We start from the raw sequence: 17,631 nt of genomic DNA, 5'->3' as shown, positions 1-17,631 counted from the left end.
GCCCATGCGGTATATCGAAACCAAAACGATCCTCTCGAAGCTGCGGACGGCCGATCGGTGGTTCGGCATCGCCTACAACATGAACCTCTACCGGGGATGCCAGCACGGGTGCATCTACTGCGACACGCGCAGCGACTGCTACGGGATCGGGGACATCGCCCAGATAGCCGTGAAGCGCAACGCACTGGAATTGCTGCCCGCCGAGCTGCGTGCCCGGCGGAAAAAACGCGCCACGATCGGCACGGGGTCGATGAACGACCCCTACATGCCCGTCGAGCGCGAGCTGCGGCTGACCCGCCGGGCACTGGGCATGATCGCCGACGAGCGTTTCCCGGTGCATGTCATCACCAAGAGCTCCCTGGCGGAGCGCGATGCCGACATCCTGCAGGAAATTTCCGCCACCTACGCGGCGGTGAGTTTCACCGTGACCTGTGCCGACGACGCGCTCAGCGTCCGCACGGAACCCGGCGCCCCGGCCTCTTCGGAGCGGTTCCACGCGATGGCGGCACTGGCTGCCAAGGGCATCTATACGGGTGTCACGATGATGCCGCTGCTGCCGCTGATCAACGACACGCGGGAAAATGTCGAAGCCATCGTCCGCCGGGCGAAGGACGCGGGGGCGTCGTATATCCTCCCGATGTTCGGCGTGACGCTCCGCAGCGGGTCGAGGGAGCATTTCCATGCCGCCCTGGAGCGCGGGTTCCCCGGGCTGAAAGCACGTTACGAAGCCTGTTTCGGCAACCGCTACGAATGCTTCGGCCCGAACTGCCGGGCGCTGGACGACACGTTCCGCAACCTGTGCGCAAAGCTGGGCATAGCCACCCGGATGGAGTTCTACCGGCCTGCATCTGCGCAGCAGCAAACGCTCTTTTAATTCCCGGAATTTGCCACGCTCCAAATAAGGGTTTATCCCGACACGTCACCCCTAACGAAAAACACCCCGGAATGTAGATTCCGGGGTGTTTTATTGAAAAGGCAGGCTATTTCATCTCCACGAGCGCCTTGCCGGTCATTTCGGCGGGTTGCTCCAGCCCCATCAACTTGAGCACCGTCGGCGCGACGTCGGCCAGGATACCGTCGTGCACCGACTTCACACGGTCGGAAACGACCACGATGGGCACGGGGTTGAGCGAATGCGCCGTATTGGGCGTACCGTCGGCATTGACAGCGTTGTCGGCATTGCCGTGGTCGGCGATCATGACGACCTCGTAACCGTTCTCCTTAGCAGCCTCGACAACTTTGGCGACGCACCCGTCGACGGCCTTCACGGCCTTCACGATGGCATCGTAGACGCCCGTATGGCCGACCATGTCGCCGTTGGCGAAATTCAGGCAGATAAAGTCGAACTTCCGCTCACCGAGTGCAGCAACCAGTTTGTCAGCGACTTCCGGAGCGCTCATCTCGGGTTGCAGGTCGTAGGTGGCCACCTTGGGCGACGCGACGAGGATGCGGTCTTCGCCCGCGAACTCCGCCTCGCGGCCGCCGTTCAGGAAGAACGTCACGTGGGCATATTTCTCGGTCTCGGCGATGCGCAGCTGCCGCAAGCCCTGCTTCGAAACGAACTCGCCGATGGTGTTGGGCACGTTGTCCTTGTCGAAGAGGATGTGCAGCCCCGTGAACTTGGCATCGTAGGGGGTCATGCAGCAATAGTAGAGGGGCATGGTGTGCATCCCCTCGGCGGGCATGTCCTCCTGCGTCAGCACGATGGTCAGCTCCTTGGCGCGGTCATTGCGGTAGTTGAAAAAGACCACCACGTCGTTGGGGCGGATCATGCCGACGGGCTGCCCGTTCTCGTCGATGCGCACGAAAGGCTTGATGAACTCGTCCGTAACGCCCTCGTCATAGGATTTCTGGACGGCTTCGACCATGTCCGACGAACGCTCGCCGATGCCGCTGACCAGCGCGTCGTAGGCGACCTTGACACGTTCCCAGCGCTTGTCGCGATCCATCGCGTAGTAGCGCCCGATCACCGTGGCGATCTTGCCCGTCGTGGCTGCGAGGTGCTTTTCGAGGTCGGCGACGAACCCCTTGCCGCTGTGCGGGTCGGTGTCGCGGCCGTCCATGAAGCAGTGCACGAAGGTATTTTCGAGGCCGTAGGCCGCCGAGATGTCGCACAGCTTGAAAAGGTGCTCGAGCGACGAGTGCACGCCGCCATCCGACACGAGGCCCATGAAATGCATGTTCACGCCGTTCTTTTTGGCATGTTCGAACGCTGCCTTGACCTCGGGGTTCTCCAGGATCGAATTGTCGCGGCAGGCGCGGTTGATCTTCACCAGATCCTGGTAGACCACGCGGCCGGCGCCGATATTGAGGTGCCCGACCTCCGAGTTGCCCATCTGGCCGTCGGGCAGGCCGACGTTCTCGCCGTCGGTGCGCAGCTCGGCATGGGGATATTTCGCCGTCATGGCCGAGATATATTCGGGATGGACGGTCGAAATGACATCGGCCTTGTCGTGGCGGCCGTTGCCCCAGCCGTCGAGGATCATCAGTAATACCTTGTTATTCATAATTATCCGGTTTTTAACTATTCTTTTACTTTACCTGGGCCATAATCAGCTCCACGGCCTTGTCGATGGCGGCCTGCAGCCCGTCGGGGTTCTTGCCGCCCGCCGTGGCGAAGAACGCCTGTCCGCCGCCGCCGCCCTGCATCAGTTTCGCAGCCTCGCGCACCACGGCACCGGCGTTCACGCCCTGAGCCGTGATCTCGTCGCCGAGCATCACCGTCAGCATGGGTTTGCCGTCGTTGACCGACCCCTGCACGAACACCAGTTTCGGGGAGCGGGCACGCAGGTTGTAGGCCAGGTCTTTGACGAACTCGGGCGTACGGTCGGTCTGCGTGGCGATGAGCTGCACCCCGTGGCGCTCGGGCGTCGAGGAGATGATCTTCTCGGCCCACTGTGCGACCTGCTCGCGGCGCATGGCCTCGACCTCCTTCGAAAGCGTCTCGTTGCTCTCGAACATCTTCTTTACGGCCTGCAGCACCTGCGGGTTGTGGAGGTATTCGCTGATGTCGCGCATCGTATCCTCGGCGGCGTAGATGATCTTCTCGGCCTGTTCGCCCGTGACGGCTTCGATGCGGCGCACGCCGGCCGAGATGGCGCTCTCGGTCAGTATCTTGAAGAACCCGATGTTACCCGTGGCGCTGGTGTGCGTGCCGCCGCAGAGCTCGACCGACGTACCGAAGCGCACCATGCGCACCTTGTCGCCGTACTTCTCGCCGAAGAGCATCATGGCACCGCATTTTTCGGCCTCCTCCTTGGTGGCCTCGCGGTTCTCCTCCAACGGATAGTTGGCGCGGACGGCGCGGTTGACGAGCATCTCGACCTGGCGAAGCTCGGCGGGGGTCATCTTCTGGAAATGCGAAAAGTCGAAGCGCAGGATCTCGGGCGTCACCATCGAACCCTTCTGCTCGACGTGCGATCCCAGCACCTTGCGCAGCGCCTCGTGCATGAGGTGCGTCGCGGTGTGGTTGTTGGCCGCGGCCTGGCGTTTGGCAGCGTCAACGACGGCCGTGAACTCGGCCGCAGGGTTTTCGGGAAGCTCCTTGACGATATGGATAATCAGTCCGTTTTCCTTTTCGGTAGCCACGACGGCGATGCGCTCGTTGGCATTCTCGATATAGCCGATGTCACCGATCTGGCCGCCCGAATTGCCGTAAAACGGCGTGCGGTCGAAGACCAGCTGGTAGGAGGTTTTGCCTTTGGAGGTCACGCGGCGGTAACGGGCGATCTTCACCCGCTCGGTCAGCGTGTCGTAGCCCGTGAAGACGCTCTCGCGAATGGGGAACAACTCCACCCAGTCGTCGGTATCGACGGCCGCGGCGTTGCGCGAACGCTCCTTCTGTGCCTGCAACTCGGTTTCAAAGGCTGCCAGGTCGACGCCGACGCCCTGTTCGCGGGCGATGAGCTCCGTCAGGTCGATCGGGAACCCGAACGTATCGTAAAGTTCGAAGGCGTCCTTGCCCGAGATCAGCTCGCGCCCTTCCCTGCGGGTCTTTTCGACCACGCCGTCCAGCAGGCTGATGCCCGTGGCCAGCGTACGCAGGAACGAGGCCTCCTCCTCCTCGATGACCTTTTCGATCAGCGCCTGCTGGGCCTTCAGCTCGGGGAACTGGCCGCCCATCTGCTCCACCAGTCCGGGAACCAGCCGGCAGATCGTAGGCTCCGTAAAGCCGAGGTAGGTATAGCCGTAGCGCACGGCGCGGCGCAGGATGCGGCGGATGACGTAGCCGGCCTTGACGTTCGACGGCAGCTGCCCGTCGGCGATCGAGAAGGCGATGGCACGCAGGTGGTCGGCGATGACGCGCATCGCCACGTCGCACTTCGCGTCGGCGCCGTAGGTCTTGCCCGAAAGCTGCGAAATACGCTGGATCGTAGGCTGGAACACGTCGGTGTCGTAGTTCGATTTCTTGCCCTGGAGGATCATGCAGAGGCGCTCGAAGCCCATGCCGGTATCGACGTTGCGCGCCGGAAGCTCCTCCAGCGAGCCGTTGGCCTTGCGGTTGAACTGCATGAACACGAGGTTCCAGATCTCGATCACCTGCGGGTGGCCCTCATTGACCATCCCGCGCCCGGGCTTGGAGGCGATCTCCGCCTCGTCGCGCAGGTCGAAATGGATCTCCGAGCAGGGGCCGCAGGGGCCGGTCTCGCCCATCTCCCAGAAATTGTCGTGCTTGTTGCCGCGGATGATATGGTCTTCGGGCAGAAACTGCTTCCAGTAGTCGTAGGCCTCCTGGTCGAAGGGCACGCCGTCCTCCTCGGAGCCTTCGAAAACCGTGGCGTACATGCGGTCGGCGGGAAGTTTGTAGACGCCGTGGAGCAGCTCCCACGCCCATTCGATCGCCTCTTTCTTGAAGTAATCGCCATAAGACCAGTTGCCCAGCATCTCGAACATCGTATGGTGGTAGGTGTCATGCCCCACCTCCTCCAGGTCGTTGTGCTTGCCCGAAACGCGCAGACACTTCTGGGTGTCGGCCGCACGCGGATATTTGCGGGGCGCATTGCCCAGGAAAATATCCTTGAACTGGTTCATGCCCGCGTTGGTGAACATCAGCGTGGGATCCCCCTTGACGACCATCGGTGCCGAAGGCACGATCACATGGCCCTTGCTCTCGAAGAAGTCCAGAAAGGCCCGGCGAATTTTATTCGATTCCATATATAAGATTTTATCCGATTTCCACGTTTGTGATTTCGGGTTGCAAAATTACACAATTAAAGTTAAATTTGCATCTTATTAACCGGAGTTTTTTCCGCAATGAAGCAAAAAGGGCAGAGATTCGACACGCAGGCGCTGACACAGGAAGCGCAGGCGCTGACGCGCGACGTGGTCACGGCACCTTTCCGCCTGCGCACCTACCGCCTGATCCGGAAAATACTCATCGGCTTCATCCTCGTCTCGATCGCCAACGTGCTCTTCTCGTACTTCTTCTACACCCCCAAGATGTACCGCATCATCCGCGACAACCGCGACCTGGTGATCAAGTACCGCATCCTGCAAGACCGCATCCGCACCTCGCAGCGGCGCGTGGACGAAATCCGCCACCGCGACAACTACGTCTACCGCTCGCTCTTCTCGACCGACACGATGACCCTCGACGGCGTGTGGCAGCCCTATCCCGACACCAAATACGCCGCGATGGCCGGGGACGACTTCGCCCCGCTGATGGTCGGCACCTGGAAACAGCTCGATGCGCTGGCCCGCATACTCTACCTCGAATCGGTGTCGTTCGACGAATTGCAGGCATTCGCCCGCGACAAGGAGAAGATGTCGTCGGCGATCCCGGCCATATGGCCCATCGACCGCTCGGCGCTGCACAACGACCATATCGGCGCCTTCAACATGCGGCGTATGCACCCCGTGCTGGGGTATATCCGCCCCCACAAGGGCATCGACCTGGGCTGCGACCGCGGCACGCCGGTCTACGCCACGGGCGACGCCGTGGTGGAGGTCGCCTCCTCGGGGGGCAACGGCGGATACGGGCGCATGGTGCTGCTGAACCACGAATTCGGCTACAAGACCCGCTACGCGCACCTGAGCAAAATCCTCGTGCAGCCGGGCGAACGGGTCGCCCGCGGGCAGGTCATCGCCGAAACGGGCAACACGGGCATCTCCTCGGGCCCCCACCTCCACTACGAGGTGATCCACAAGGGCATGCCGGTGAACCCGATCAACTATTTCAACCGCAACATGACCGCCGCGGAATACGACGCACTCATGGAGAAGATGCGCGATACGAACTTCGAAAAGCTCTGACATGGCAGGAAAGAAAGACCTGGAGCGGCTCCGCAGGCGTAAGCGCCGCAAACAGAACATCATACGCGCGACGGTGCACTTTTTCGTGTGGGCCGGGGTCGCCGTGCTCTACTACGTCGGGTTCTCGCTCTTCTTCGACACGCCCGTGGAGTACGAGCTCAAACACTCGACCGACCGCCTGCGCCGCGAATACGCCGCACTCACCCAGCGGTACGACTCGCTCACGACCGTCATGCACAACCTCTCCGCGCGCGACCGCAACGTCTTCCGCACCCTCTTCGAATCGGATCCCTACGACTTCGATTCGGAATACGAACGCCGGCAGGCCGTCACCTACGAAAACATCTTCAACCGTTCGTCGCGGCGGCTCAAGCTCGAACTGCGCGAACGGGTCGCCGACATGGAGAAGCGGCTCGACGAACTGAACGCCTCGTACCTCGACCTGCAGGCGCTCATCGACTCGGCGGGCAGCGGCTGCAACAACATCCCGGCCATCCAGCCCGTGATAAACAAGCAGTTGACGCTGCTCACGGCCTCGTACGGCATGCGCATACACCCCTTCTACAAGACCCTGCAATCGCACCAGGGCGTGGACTACACCATCCCCGAGGGGTCGCGCGTCTTCGCCACGGCCGACGGCGTGGTGCGCGACGTGGCGCTGCGCAACTCCACGTCGGGGCAGACGGTCGTGATCGACCACGGCAACGGCTACGAGACTTCGTACAGCCACCTCTCGAAGATCAACGTCCGCAAGGGCCAGCGCGTGAGCCGCGGCGAGATCATCGCCCTCTCGGGCGACACGGGCCTTTCGCTCTCGCCCCACCTCCACTACGAGGTGCGGCTGAACGGCATGCGCGTCGATCCGATCCACTACTTCTTCATGGAACTCACCCCCACCGAATACCAGCGCCTAATGCGCATCGCGCAGTCGGGCATGCAGTCGTTCGACTAAAAACATAAGGAGATGGGAAACGACTGGACAAAGGATTTCGGCTTTGCGCGCGAAGAAATTTTCCGCAGCGAAGAAACGCTCCGCACAATCCGCCATATCCGTGCCTCATGGGGCGGCGAACCGGAGTTCCTCTGGGAGAAATTCCCGGACTACGCCGTTTTCCGGCGGCAGGACAACGCCAAATGGTATGCCGTGATATTGACGGTGCAGGCCGGCAAACTCGGCCTCGCAGACCAGGGGCGGACAGAGATCCTCGACATCCGGGCCGATGCGGAGACCATGGCGCGGTCGCTGGACTTCGAACATTATTTCCCCGGGTACCATATGAATAAACGCACGTGGCTCACCGTACGGCTGGACGGCAGCGTACCCTTCGGGGAAATCGCCCCGCTGATCGCCCGCAGTTACGAACTGGCCGGGAAAAAGTAGCCCGTCATGCAAATCCGACTCATCCTGCTCGACTTCGACGGCACGCTGGCCGACACGCGGCGCGCCAATACGCTCGCCTATGTGGCCACACTGCGCGAGGCGGGCTATACGCTCACCGAGGAGGAGTATGCGGCAAAGTATTTCGGTATGCGGTGCAACGAGTTCCTGACCCGTTACGGCATCGCCGACCCCGGGGAGCGCGAGCGGCTGCGGCTGCGCAAGATCGCGCTCTACCCCGCGTTCTTCGACACCGTGCGGCTCAACCGCCCGCTGTGGGAGTTCTGCAGGCAGTTCCGGGCGCAGGGTGGCCGCGTATGGATCGTATCGACAGGCAGCCGCGCCAACATAGACAACGCCATGCGCCACCTGGGGATCACGGTCGCGGGACAGCGGACAGGGAGCACGGGTGCGGCAACCTCGGGTGCGGCGGGCAGAGACTTGACAGGTGCGGATGAGGCATGGCTCCGGACAGCCGGCACGGCAACGATAGATGCAGGTACGCCGACACACGCAACAATCACCCCCGAGCCGGGCGAAGGGCCGAACGGCTCCGTGGACGGCATACTCTCGGGCGCCGACGTCGAACACAGCAAGCCCGCCCCGGACTGTTTCCTGGAGGCCATGCGCCGCGAGGGCTGTACGCCGCAGGAAACGCTGATCTTCGAGGACTCCGAAATCGGGCTCGAAGCAGCCCGCCGCAGCGGAGCGGCCTATTTCAGGGTAACGCTCTGACCATCGCCGCCCAGGCCGTTCCCGGCATCCTGTATCCGGCATCCGGCACCCGACATCCGGCGTCCGGCACCCGACATCCGGCTCCCTGTATCCTGTATCCTGTATCCTGTATCCTGCGTCCTGCACCTCGCACCCGACACCCGGCACCCGCTGCCGGACGCACTCATTCCTCCGCGCCGTCCCCAACAGCATCCATCCGGCCGATCTTCCACAACCGAGCCATGTAATTTCCGGGAGTAATCACCACCCGGCAGCGGAACTCGTCCGCCCCCGTCACGACACAGCCGGTCAGCGCTTGCAGATCACGTTGAAATCGCAGTACTTGCAGGTATCGGCATCCTCGCACTGGCGGAACGGAACCGAGGTGTCGTAGAGTTCGGCGAGCTGCGCGCGCAGCAGTTCCTCGAAACGCTCACGGTAAAGCGTATAGCGCGCCCCCTTCACCCCCGTTTGCTTGTCGTCCAGCTGCGGCGAATAGCCGGGGCGATTCATGTTGCGGACATAATAGAGCGCCGGTTCGACGTCGCAGCCGCGCGACCGGTGCAGCATCATCGCGTAGAGCAGCGTTTGCAGGATGTTCGAAAGGCGTTGTTTGCCCGTGCCCGTGAACAGGCTCTCCACGCCGTCGAATTCGAGATGCGGCGCCCCGGTCTTGTAGTCCACCACCCTCAGCGCCCCGTCGTCGAGCGTGTCGATACGGTCGGCGATGCCGGCGAATTTCATCTCCAGGTCGCGCCCGCCCGCGCGGAAGCGGAACGGATAGGCTACGGGCTCCTCCAGCCCCGACACGGCGAAAGCATCGTGCGCAGCGTCGTAGGGCATCACCCCGCCTCGCAGGTAACGGATCACGATGTCCTTCACCAGCAACAGGTTGCCCGAATAATCCTCGGCCGTGGCATGTTTATCCTGCAAATAGTTCTCGTTGATGGCCGCCTCGACCGCCTGCGCCACTTCGCCCGTACGGATCATCGCACGCAGGGTTTCACCGGGATGCGCCTCCCCCGCGATGCGGGCGTAAAGCATCTGCACGGCGGCATGGAGGATCGTACCGAACATCGGGGCGTCGACCTCCTCGGAAATTTCGTCATCGGCCTCCAAGCGGGCTATGGAATGGAAATAGAAGCGCAAGGGGCAGGCCACATAGCGAAAAAAAGCCGTCGGCGAGAGCGTCGCAGGGCTTTGGGCGTCGACGAAACGCTCCAGCCGGGCCATCACCCCTTCGTCCTTGGGCACCTCGATCGGCGCCGTTTCGGCCAGGTTGACGTCCACCCCCACTTCGACCTTGCGCACGTCGAAGCCGCTCTCGTAGTCCAACTGGTAGATATAACGGCTCGGCTCGCCCGTCGACTTGTCGTCGGCGTGCGAGCAATAGAGCATGTGGACGGTCTTGGCGCGCTGGATCAGGCGGTAGAAATAGTAGGCATAGACGCCCTCGTGGTGCTCGGGCGTGGGCAGCTCGTAGGCCGCACGCAGGTTGTAGGGGATGAACGACGCCTGCGCCATATGGTTGCCGGGGAAATTGTCGTCGTTCATCGAAAGGATGATGACGTTTTCGAAATCGAGGTTGCGGGTCTCGAGGATCCCCATGATCTGGATGCCCTCCAGCGGCTCGCCCTCGAACGGGATGCGCAGCGTCTGCAAGTGCCGGCGCAGCAGCGAGGTGTAGACCTCGGCCGTAAGGTCGATATCGCACTCGTCGAGCGAGTTGCGCAACTTGGTGACCTGCTCGGCGATGACCGCCAGGAATTCGACCCGCTGCCGTGCGTCGTCGCCCTCGTAGGGCTGGCGCGCCACGGCGGCGACCACGTCCAGCATGTAGTCGGACAACTCGCGCCACGTCGCGGCGGGCGTAAAGATCCGTTTCAGCAGTTCGTTGCGGCCCAGCCACGCGGCATCGACCGAAATGCGGCGGTCGCGGACGATCTCCTCGTGCATCGTGCGCGTGAGTGCGGCGTCGCACTCGGCCACATAGGGGTGTGCGAGGATGCCGGCGACGTCGGCATGGTAGAACGTGCAGCCGTCGCCCTTGCGGCGGCGGTGGTTCTGCAACTCCACCAGACGCTCGACGAACGTGTAGGCCAGGCTCTGCCGCAGGGGGAAGCCCATCGTCACGTTCACCCGTCCGATATCGGCGGGCAGGGCGTACAGCAGCGGCAGCAGCAGGTTCTCGTCGGTAAGCACCACGGCGGTCTCCTTGCCCAGCGCGGGCCTGGCGCCCGCGGCGATGCCGGGGTCTTCCTCCCTGCGGCGGCGGGCAAGGTCGGCGAGGATCGCCGCGGCATATTTGCACTGCACGGCGTTCGAGACGGCGGCGACCGACACGACCTGCTTCTCCCCCCGCATGTTGTCGTGCCGAAGTTCCGTGCGGGGCGGGAACTGCGCCACGTTCGAACGCACGAACATACCCGCCTCCTGTTCGGGGTCGTCCTTATAATAGGAGTCGTAGTCCCAGTAAAAATCGGTTTCGGCCGCCGTGGCGAGGAACCCGAAGAGGCGCTTCTCGCACTCGGAAAGGGCGTTGAACCCCGCCACGACATAACGCCGGGGCTCGGGGAAGGCGAACCCGCCCCCGCGGATGCGGTCGGCGGCGGCGCGCTGCACCATGCCGTTGTAGGCGATGCCGAGCGACGAGAGACGCTCCCGGAAGCGGCGGTAGATGGGGCCGAGGGTCTTCCAGATCGCCAGGAAACGGCGTTTCTCCTCCGAAAGGTCGGCCTGCTCGCCGAACGAGGACCAGAACGAAAGGATGCGCAGCTGCGCGGGCGTGAGGTAGGAAATATCGGCTTCGATCTCCTTGATCTCCGAGATGTTGCGGAACAGCATCTGCGCGTCGATCAGGTATTTGTCGATCGTATCGAAGTCCGTGAGGAGCATGTCGCCCCAGAAATAGAACTTGTCGAAAGGTTCGTTGTGGTAGGCCGAGTAGACTTTGTAGAGCTCCGTGATGAGCCGCACGCGGTCGCCCGTATGCAGCCCCGATATTTCGCCCGTCAGGTCGTCGATCGTCACCCATTCGGGCTGCCACATCGGCCGCCCGGCGATACGCCCCAGGGCATCGACGAAAAACAACCGCGCACGCCGCGACGGGAAGAGCACCGCCCGATCGGACAGTCCCTCGCCATAGCGCGCATACAGGTCGGCGGCCACCTCCTCCAGAAATCCCTTCATAGCAGTTCGGACAGCCCCGGCGACTTTCCCGGCGGTATCGTCCGCCCGGAATCCGGAAGCCCCCTTCGCATTATTGTTCCGTGAGACTATTCTACGTGGCTGATCTCACCGCCCATGAACTTGGCGCCGCCGCGCACGACGGCAGGCTGCCCCTTATAGGTAATACGGGCGTTGGTCGTGGTCTTGCCGATGAACCGGTCGGTGATCCACAGCGACACGTCGGCCTTGCTCTGGGCATTGACCTCGGCCGACATCACCTCCAGCCCCGAGGCCGCGACCCTGCCCGTCGAGGCGAACAGCGTCAAGTAGCCCGCCTTGCCGGTGAGCGTCGCGCTGCTGCCGCCCGTGAGCTCCATCCTGAGGTCTTTGACATCGAACGCCGCCGTGAGCGACGCCTTGCGCCCCAGGGTCAGGTCGAGCAGCACTGCATCCACCGTTCCCTCGAACACGGCTGCGGCGCCCGACAGCGAAACGGACTGCAACGTATTGTAATAGACCGTCACCTGGGTGCGGTCGGGACGGCGCGAATCATACTTCTCGCTGATACGCAGGGTTTTGTCCTTCACCTCGGCGCGGAATTTCGAAGTATAGGAGCCTTTCGTGTCGTATACGATCTTGGGGGCCTCGGTGTCGGGGACTTTCACGAATTTGATATCCAGGTCGGCATCCACCGCGACGGCCTCGAACGTGGTCAGCCACTCGTTATGTTCCGTAGGACTTGCGGCACCCGCCTCCTGTGCACGGCCGGAGGCTGCGAAAACCAGCATCACGGCGCTCAGAATCATCTTCTTCATACATTGTAGGTTTAAATACGTCGCTAAAATACAAAATTATTGCGAACCCCGGTTTGCCGTTCGGGATTTGTTTTGTACTTTTACTACCTAAAACGACATTTCGGACAGTGAGGGCGAGAATTTTGAATGCAAGCGCAGGGTCGGGCAAGACCTACCAGTTGGCGTACAAATACGTGCGCGACGTGGTCGAACAGCCCGGCATTTACCGCCACATCCTCGCCGTGACCTTCACCAACAAGGCCACCGAGGAGATGAAATCGCGCATCCTCAAGGAGATCCACCTGCTGGCCTCGGGACAGCCGAGCTCCTACCTCGACAACCTCTGCCGCGAATTGTCGCTCGATGCCGCCACGGTGCGCCGACGCGCCCGGGAGGTGCGGTCGAAGATCCTGCACGACTATTCGCGCTTCACGGTGCTGACGATCGACACCTTCTTCCAGCGCATCCTGCGCGCCTTCATCAAGGAGCTGGGCATCGACCTCAATTACAACGTCGAGATCGAAACGGCCTCGGTGCTGACCAAGAGCGCCGACACGCTCATCGAGCAGATCACCACCGACCGCGACCTGCAGCGCTGGCTCACGGACTTCGTGCAGGAGCGCATCGACGAAGGCAAGAAATGGGACATCCGCGACGGCATCCTCACGCTGGGCGGCGAGCTGTTCAAGGAGAAAAACAAGGACGCACTCTCGGCGGCCCGCCCGCGCGAGGAACTGGCGCGTATCGTGGGCGAAGCCACGGCGCACGCCGCGGCGACCAAAAAACGGATGCAGGACGCTGCGGCCGAAGCCGTACGGATCATCGGGGACGCAGGCGCCTCGGTCGCCGACTTTCCCTACAAAGGCTCGGGCTTCGCGGCCTATTTCTACGCCGTGGCGGGCGGCAGCTTCGAGCGCTACGGAAGCCGCGCGGAGGCGGCCTGCACCAGGGACGAGGCGTGGGGAAAACCCGGCAGCACGGCACAGGGGCTGCGTTCCCGGCTGCAACCCCTGCTGCGCGAAATGTGCGGCCTCTACGATGAGAACGTCCGCGCGTGGAACACCTGCGACCTGCTGCGCGAGAACTACCGCAGCTTCGCGCTGCTCTCCGACCTCTATGCCAAGGTGCAGCAGATGTGCGACCAGGAAAACATGATGCTCCTCTCGGAGACCAAATACATCCTCTCGGAATTCATCGGCCACAACGACGCGCCGTTCATCTACGAGAAGGTCGGCAACCGCTTCGAACACTTCATGATCGACGAATTCCAGGACACCTCCGTGAAGGAGTGGGAGAATTTCCTGCCCCTGCTGCAAAACGCCATGGCGCAGAGCGAGGCGACCTCGGTGCTGATCGTGGGCGACATCAAGCAGTCGATCTACCGCTGGCGGGGCGGCGACTGGAAAATACTCCACTCGCAGGCGCAGCGGGCGCTGGGCGCGGACAGCACCGAGCTGGTCAACCTCACGGAAAACTACCGCAGCCTGCCCGCCGTGGTGGATTTCAACAACAAGGCCATCGGCCGCGTGGTCGAAGCCGACAACCGGGCGCTCAACGCGACGCTGGACGAAGCCGCGGCGCGGGGCGACATGGATGCCCGCACCGCCGCCGGGCTGCGCGACACACTGTGCGACGCCTACCGCGAACATGCGCAGACACCCCGCCGCCTGGGCGGGAGGCCGGGCTATGTTTCGGTGGAGACCTTCGCCGAACGGCCGCCCGTCGTGGAGCGCATCTGCGAGGTGCTGGACAAGGGTTTCCGTCCGTGCGACATCATGATCCTGGTGCGCGGGGCGACCGACGGCGCCAGGGTGGCCGCCGAGCTGCTGGATTTCAAACGCCGCAACGACGACCCGCGCTACCGGTTCGATGTGATGACGCAGGAAGCGCTGATCGTGGGCAACGCCCCCGTCAGTTCGTTCATCGCCGCGGCGCTGCGCCTGTCGCTCAACCCCGACGACTCGCTCAGCCGCGCCGTCTACAACCACTACCTCGGCCGCGGGTTCGACCGCCCGCTGCCCGGGGACGAACGCACCTTTTTCCGTTCGATCCGGCTGCTGTCGCCCGAGGAGGCGTTCGAGCGGATCGTCATGCGCCACGCGCTGCACGACGACAGGCAGCAGACGGCCTACCTGCAAGCCATACACGAACAGATCATCGGCTTCTGCGCCAGCAAGATCGCCGACATCGCGCTGTTCCTCGACTGGTGGGAGCAGCAGGGGCAGAACCGGTCGCTGAGCGTCGACGAAAGCGCAACGACCGTCGAGATCACGACCATACACAAGGCCAAGGGGCTCGAAAAGCGCGTGGTGCTGATCCCCTGGTGCTCGTGGCAGCTCGATCCCAAGTCGGGCGGCAACGTGACGAACATCGTCTGGGCCGAGGCGCAGGGCGATGCGGGCGCCGTCGGGCGCTTCCCGGTGAAATACAAGAAGGCGATGGCCGAATCGGGCTTCTCGGCGGAGTACTACCGCGAGCTGGTCTATTCGCACGTCGACAACATCAATCTGCTGTACGTGGCCCTGACACGCGCCGCCGAGTCGCTGCACGTCTTCATCCCCCGCAAGGGCGGCAAGAGCGTCGGCGGGCTGCTGCTGCAAAGCATCGGAGCCGACGGCGACAAAGCGCTGCTCGACGGCACCGAAGGGCGCCGCACCGCGACCGAGGAGGGCGAAAGGTTCGAATTCGGGCTCTTCACGGGCCCCGTGCCCGGCGGCGGCAAAGCTTCCGACGGCAGGCACGTCGTGCTGGAGAACTACCCCACGGCACGCGCCGACCTGCGGCTGAGGCTCCCCTCGCAACGTTATTTCGAGGAGGAGGACGAGGTGGAACTCTCGCCCCGCAATTTCGGCATCCTGATGCACAAGGCCTTCGAGGAGGCCGACGACCGGCAACAGATCTACGAGGCCGTACAGCGGATGCGGGACGACGGCACGCTGTCGCCCGGCGAAGCCGAAGCGCTGCGGGGGATGATCGCCCGGGCGCTGGCGCACCCCGTCGTGGGCGAATGGTTCGGGGGCGGCTGGCAGCGCGTGCGCAACGAGAACGAGATCATCGTCCCCGGCGCCGGGTCGACCCGGCGCCCCGACCGCGTGATGATCCGCGGCACGCGGGCCGTGGTCGTCGACTACAAGTTCGGAAACCGCGAACCCGGACGCTACCGCCGCCAGGTGGGCGAATACCTCGGCCTGCTGCGGCAAATGGGCTACACCGAATGCGAAGGGTACCTGTGGTACGTGAAACTGGGGAAGATCGAAAAAGTGGAAGGATAAGATGAACGAAACCATCGGCATCATACCGCGTGCGTTCCGCCGCCGGGGGGTGTGGGTCGCCTGCACGCTCCTGCTGCGCGCAGGGCTGAATTTCCTCGGGCTGGCCATGCTGCTGCCCGTGCTGGCGCTGGTGCTCGACCCCGGCAGCCTCGAGGGCGGCGGGATGCTGGCACGCGCCTACGACGGGCTGGGCTTCGCCTCACAGCGCAGTTTCGCGCTGGCGGTCTGCGCGGCCGTGGTGGGCGTGATCGTCCTGAAGAGCCTGCTCGGGCTGTGGCTCGCCCGCGTCGAACGCAATTATATCTTCGCACTCTACCGCACGCTCTCGCGGCGGCTGCTCGTCACCTACCACGACCGGGGGCTGCCGTTCGTCAAGGCGTCGAACTCGGCCGTACTGGCCCGCAACGTCAACGTCGTCTGCCTGGCCTTCGCGGCGGGCGTGCTCAAACCCGCCGCCGCCATCGCCGCCGAGGCGATGCTGCTCGTGCTGCTGTTCGGGGCGCTGATGTGGTACACGCCCCTCGCGGCACTGCTCGCCCTGGCGGTCTTCCTGCCCTCGATCTGGCTCTATTACGGACTGGTGCGCAACCGCATCAACCGCTACGGGGAACTGGAAAACAAGGCGCAGCGCGAAAAGGCGCGGCTCGTGGCCGAGACCTTCCGCGGCTATGCCGACATCGAGATCAACAATGCCTTCCCGATGATGCTCCGCCAGTTCGACCGGGCGATGGATCAGGTGATCCGCACGCGCCTGCGCGAAACGGCGATCGGGCTGCTGCCCCAGACCTTCACCGAGGTCGGGCTGGCCGTGGGCATGGCCCTGCTCGTGGCACTGAGCCTCGGCGACGGCGACGGGCGGGCGCAAATGCTGTTCGGCGTATTCGCCGTGGCCGCACTGCGCCTGATGCCCTCGGTGCGCAACATCATGACCGGCTGGACGGCCATCAAATACAACCGCTACACGATTGGCATCCTGCGCGACGCCGCTGCGGACTGCCCCCTGGCGCCGGCTACCCCGAATCCGGGGAAAGCGGCTACCCGGAGCACCCGGGACTCCGCGGACACCGCCCCGGCCTGCGGGAAAACCCCGGAGGCAAGCCCAGTTCCCGGCACCTCGACAAATGCCCCGGGACAGCACAACACCCCGGAACGACATAATATCCCCGGACGGAGCGACACCCCTGAACAGCACAGCACCCCGGAACAGCACACTTTCCCCGGACGGAGCGATACCGCAGAGTGCCGGGAGACGCCCGCCCCATCCGCCACTCCCGGCCCGCACAGCACACCCGCCGCAACCGTTGCCGCCGGCAATTCCGGCACTCCCTGCAATCCCGGCACTCCCGGGAACCCCGCCGCCGATAGTATCCGCACCCCCGAAAAACTGCCCTTCAACCGCGAGATCGCCGTGCGCGACCTTAGGTTCCGCTTCGCGGACGGCGGGCGCGAGCTTTTCCACGGCCTTTCGCTGACGATCCGCAAGGGCGAGCGCATCGGTATCCGCGGAGCCTCGGGCGCCGGGAAAACGACGCTCTTCAACCTGCTGCTGGGACTGTACGAGCCGACCGGGGGTGAAATCGTCATCGACGGCACGCCGCTTACGGCGGCCAACCGCCGGGCATGGCAGAACCGCATCGGGTACGTCTCGCAGAGCCTCTTCATCGCCGACGGCAGCTTCGCGGCCAACGTCGCGCTGGGCATCCCCGCCGGGGAGGTCGACCGGGAGCGGGTCATGCAGGCGCTCCGCGCGGCACAGCTCGGGGAGCTGGTCGCCGGGCTGGCGAAAGGGATCGACACCCACGTCGGGGAGTGCGGCTGCCGCCTCTCGGGCGGACAGCGCCAGCGCATCGGCATAGCCCGTGCGCTCTACCGGCAGGCCGACGTGCTTTTCTTCGACGAGGCGACCTCGGCGCTCGACAGCCGCACCGAAGAGGAGATCAACCGCTCGATCGCCGGGCTCGCGGCACGGGATGCCGGGCTGACACTGGTCGTCATCGCCCACCGCGAAAGCTCGCTCGAATACTGTAACAGGATCATAACGATAGGAGAATAA

Annotated in this window: 11 protein-coding genes; 7 read left to right on the top strand and 4 right to left on the bottom strand. The window is 63.6% G+C overall.

Going from position 1 to position 17,631, the window contains the following annotated elements; genetic code table 11:
- Positions 1 to 4 precede the first annotated feature (4 nt).
- Entirely contained in the window at positions 5 to 874 is an 870-nt protein-coding gene (locus NQ559_RS13740; protein ID WP_018697122.1) for an SPL family radical SAM protein, read from the top strand.
- Between the two features lie 106 nt (positions 875 to 980).
- On the opposite strand, the gene gpmI is transcribed toward NQ559_RS13740, so the two are convergent.
- Positions 981 to 2,507 carry a 2,3-bisphosphoglycerate-independent phosphoglycerate mutase gene (gene gpmI / locus NQ559_RS13735; protein WP_018697123.1) on the bottom strand — a complete coding sequence of 509 codons (1,527 nt, stop codon included), beginning with the start codon at positions 2,505 to 2,507 and terminating at the stop codon, positions 981 to 983.
- A gap of 25 nt (positions 2,508 to 2,532) precedes the next feature.
- Entirely contained in the window at positions 2,533 to 5,154 is a 2,622-nt protein-coding gene (alaS, locus tag NQ559_RS13730; RefSeq protein WP_018697124.1) for an alanine--tRNA ligase, read from the bottom strand.
- A 99-nt stretch (positions 5,155 to 5,253) separates the two neighbouring features.
- Between alaS and NQ559_RS13725 the strand changes: the two genes are divergently transcribed.
- The 4 genes from NQ559_RS13725 to NQ559_RS13710 are packed head-to-tail and all read left to right on the top strand — an operon-like array spanning position 5,254 to position 8,365.
- Positions 5,254 to 6,252, top strand: coding sequence for a M23 family metallopeptidase (locus tag NQ559_RS13725; RefSeq protein ID WP_018697125.1), 999 nt, complete (start codon positions 5,254 to 5,256; stop codon positions 6,250 to 6,252).
- Position 6,253: 1 nt separating this feature from the next.
- Entirely contained in the window at positions 6,254 to 7,204 is a 951-nt protein-coding gene (locus tag NQ559_RS13720) for a M23 family metallopeptidase (RefSeq protein WP_018697126.1), read from the top strand.
- Between the two features lie 12 nt (positions 7,205 to 7,216).
- Positions 7,217 to 7,633 carry an MmcQ/YjbR family DNA-binding protein gene (locus NQ559_RS13715; protein ID WP_018697127.1) on the top strand — a complete coding sequence of 139 codons (417 nt, stop codon included), beginning with the start codon at positions 7,217 to 7,219 and terminating at the stop codon, positions 7,631 to 7,633.
- A 6-nt stretch (positions 7,634 to 7,639) separates the two neighbouring features.
- Positions 7,640 to 8,365 (top strand): HAD family hydrolase, encoded by a 726-nt coding sequence (locus NQ559_RS13710; RefSeq protein ID WP_018697128.1) that lies wholly within the window; start codon positions 7,640 to 7,642, stop codon positions 8,363 to 8,365.
- A gap of 288 nt (positions 8,366 to 8,653) precedes the next feature.
- On the opposite strand, the gene NQ559_RS13705 is transcribed toward NQ559_RS13710, so the two are convergent.
- Positions 8,654 to 11,533 carry a PD-(D/E)XK nuclease family protein gene (locus NQ559_RS13705; protein WP_018697129.1) on the bottom strand — a complete coding sequence of 960 codons (2,880 nt, stop codon included), beginning with the start codon at positions 11,531 to 11,533 and terminating at the stop codon, positions 8,654 to 8,656.
- An 86-nt stretch (positions 11,534 to 11,619) separates the two neighbouring features.
- Entirely contained in the window at positions 11,620 to 12,327 is a 708-nt protein-coding gene (locus tag NQ559_RS13700) for a GIN domain-containing protein (protein ID WP_018697130.1), read from the bottom strand.
- A 107-nt stretch (positions 12,328 to 12,434) separates the two neighbouring features.
- On the opposite strand from NQ559_RS13700, the gene NQ559_RS13695 reads away from it, so the two are divergent.
- Together NQ559_RS13695 and NQ559_RS13690 are read left to right on the top strand one after the other, a co-directional pair.
- Positions 12,435 to 15,578, top strand: a complete 3,144-nt coding sequence (locus tag NQ559_RS13695; RefSeq protein WP_026318614.1) for a UvrD-helicase domain-containing protein — start codon at positions 12,435 to 12,437, stop codon at positions 15,576 to 15,578.
- Between the two features lies 1 nt (position 15,579).
- Positions 15,580 to 17,631, top strand: a complete 2,052-nt coding sequence (locus tag NQ559_RS13690) for an ATP-binding cassette domain-containing protein (protein ID WP_018697132.1) — start codon at positions 15,580 to 15,582, stop codon at positions 17,629 to 17,631.

The sequence above is a fragment of the Alistipes onderdonkii genome, assembly GCF_025145285.1.
GTDB lineage: Bacteria > Bacteroidota > Bacteroidia > Bacteroidales > Rikenellaceae > Alistipes > Alistipes onderdonkii.
Note: the sequence above shows the minus strand (reverse complement) of the source record. Positions and strands in the feature narration are given on the sequence as shown.

What these genes read in the sequence shown, in the direction of transcription:
- NQ559_RS13740 (WP_018697122.1), top strand. Translation starts at nt 5, where the DNA reads ATGCGGTATATCGAAACCAAAACGATCCTCTCGAAGCTGCGGACGGCC.
- gpmI (WP_018697123.1), bottom strand. Translation starts at nt 2,507, where the DNA reads ATGAATAACAAGGTATTACTGATGATCCTCGACGGCTGGGGCAACGGC.
- alaS (WP_018697124.1), bottom strand. Translation starts at nt 5,154, where the DNA reads ATGGAATCGAATAAAATTCGCCGGGCCTTTCTGGACTTCTTCGAGAGC.
- NQ559_RS13725 (WP_018697125.1), top strand. Translation starts at nt 5,254, where the DNA reads ATGAAGCAAAAAGGGCAGAGATTCGACACGCAGGCGCTGACACAGGAA.
- NQ559_RS13720 (WP_018697126.1), top strand. Translation starts at nt 6,254, where the DNA reads ATGGCAGGAAAGAAAGACCTGGAGCGGCTCCGCAGGCGTAAGCGCCGC.
- NQ559_RS13715 (WP_018697127.1), top strand. Translation starts at nt 7,217, where the DNA reads ATGGGAAACGACTGGACAAAGGATTTCGGCTTTGCGCGCGAAGAAATT.
- NQ559_RS13710 (WP_018697128.1), top strand. Translation starts at nt 7,640, where the DNA reads ATGCAAATCCGACTCATCCTGCTCGACTTCGACGGCACGCTGGCCGAC.
- NQ559_RS13705 (WP_018697129.1), bottom strand. Translation starts at nt 11,533, where the DNA reads ATGAAGGGATTTCTGGAGGAGGTGGCCGCCGACCTGTATGCGCGCTAT.
- NQ559_RS13700 (WP_018697130.1), bottom strand. Translation starts at nt 12,327, where the DNA reads ATGAAGAAGATGATTCTGAGCGCCGTGATGCTGGTTTTCGCAGCCTCC.
- NQ559_RS13690 (WP_018697132.1), top strand. Translation starts at nt 15,580, where the DNA reads ATGAACGAAACCATCGGCATCATACCGCGTGCGTTCCGCCGCCGGGGG.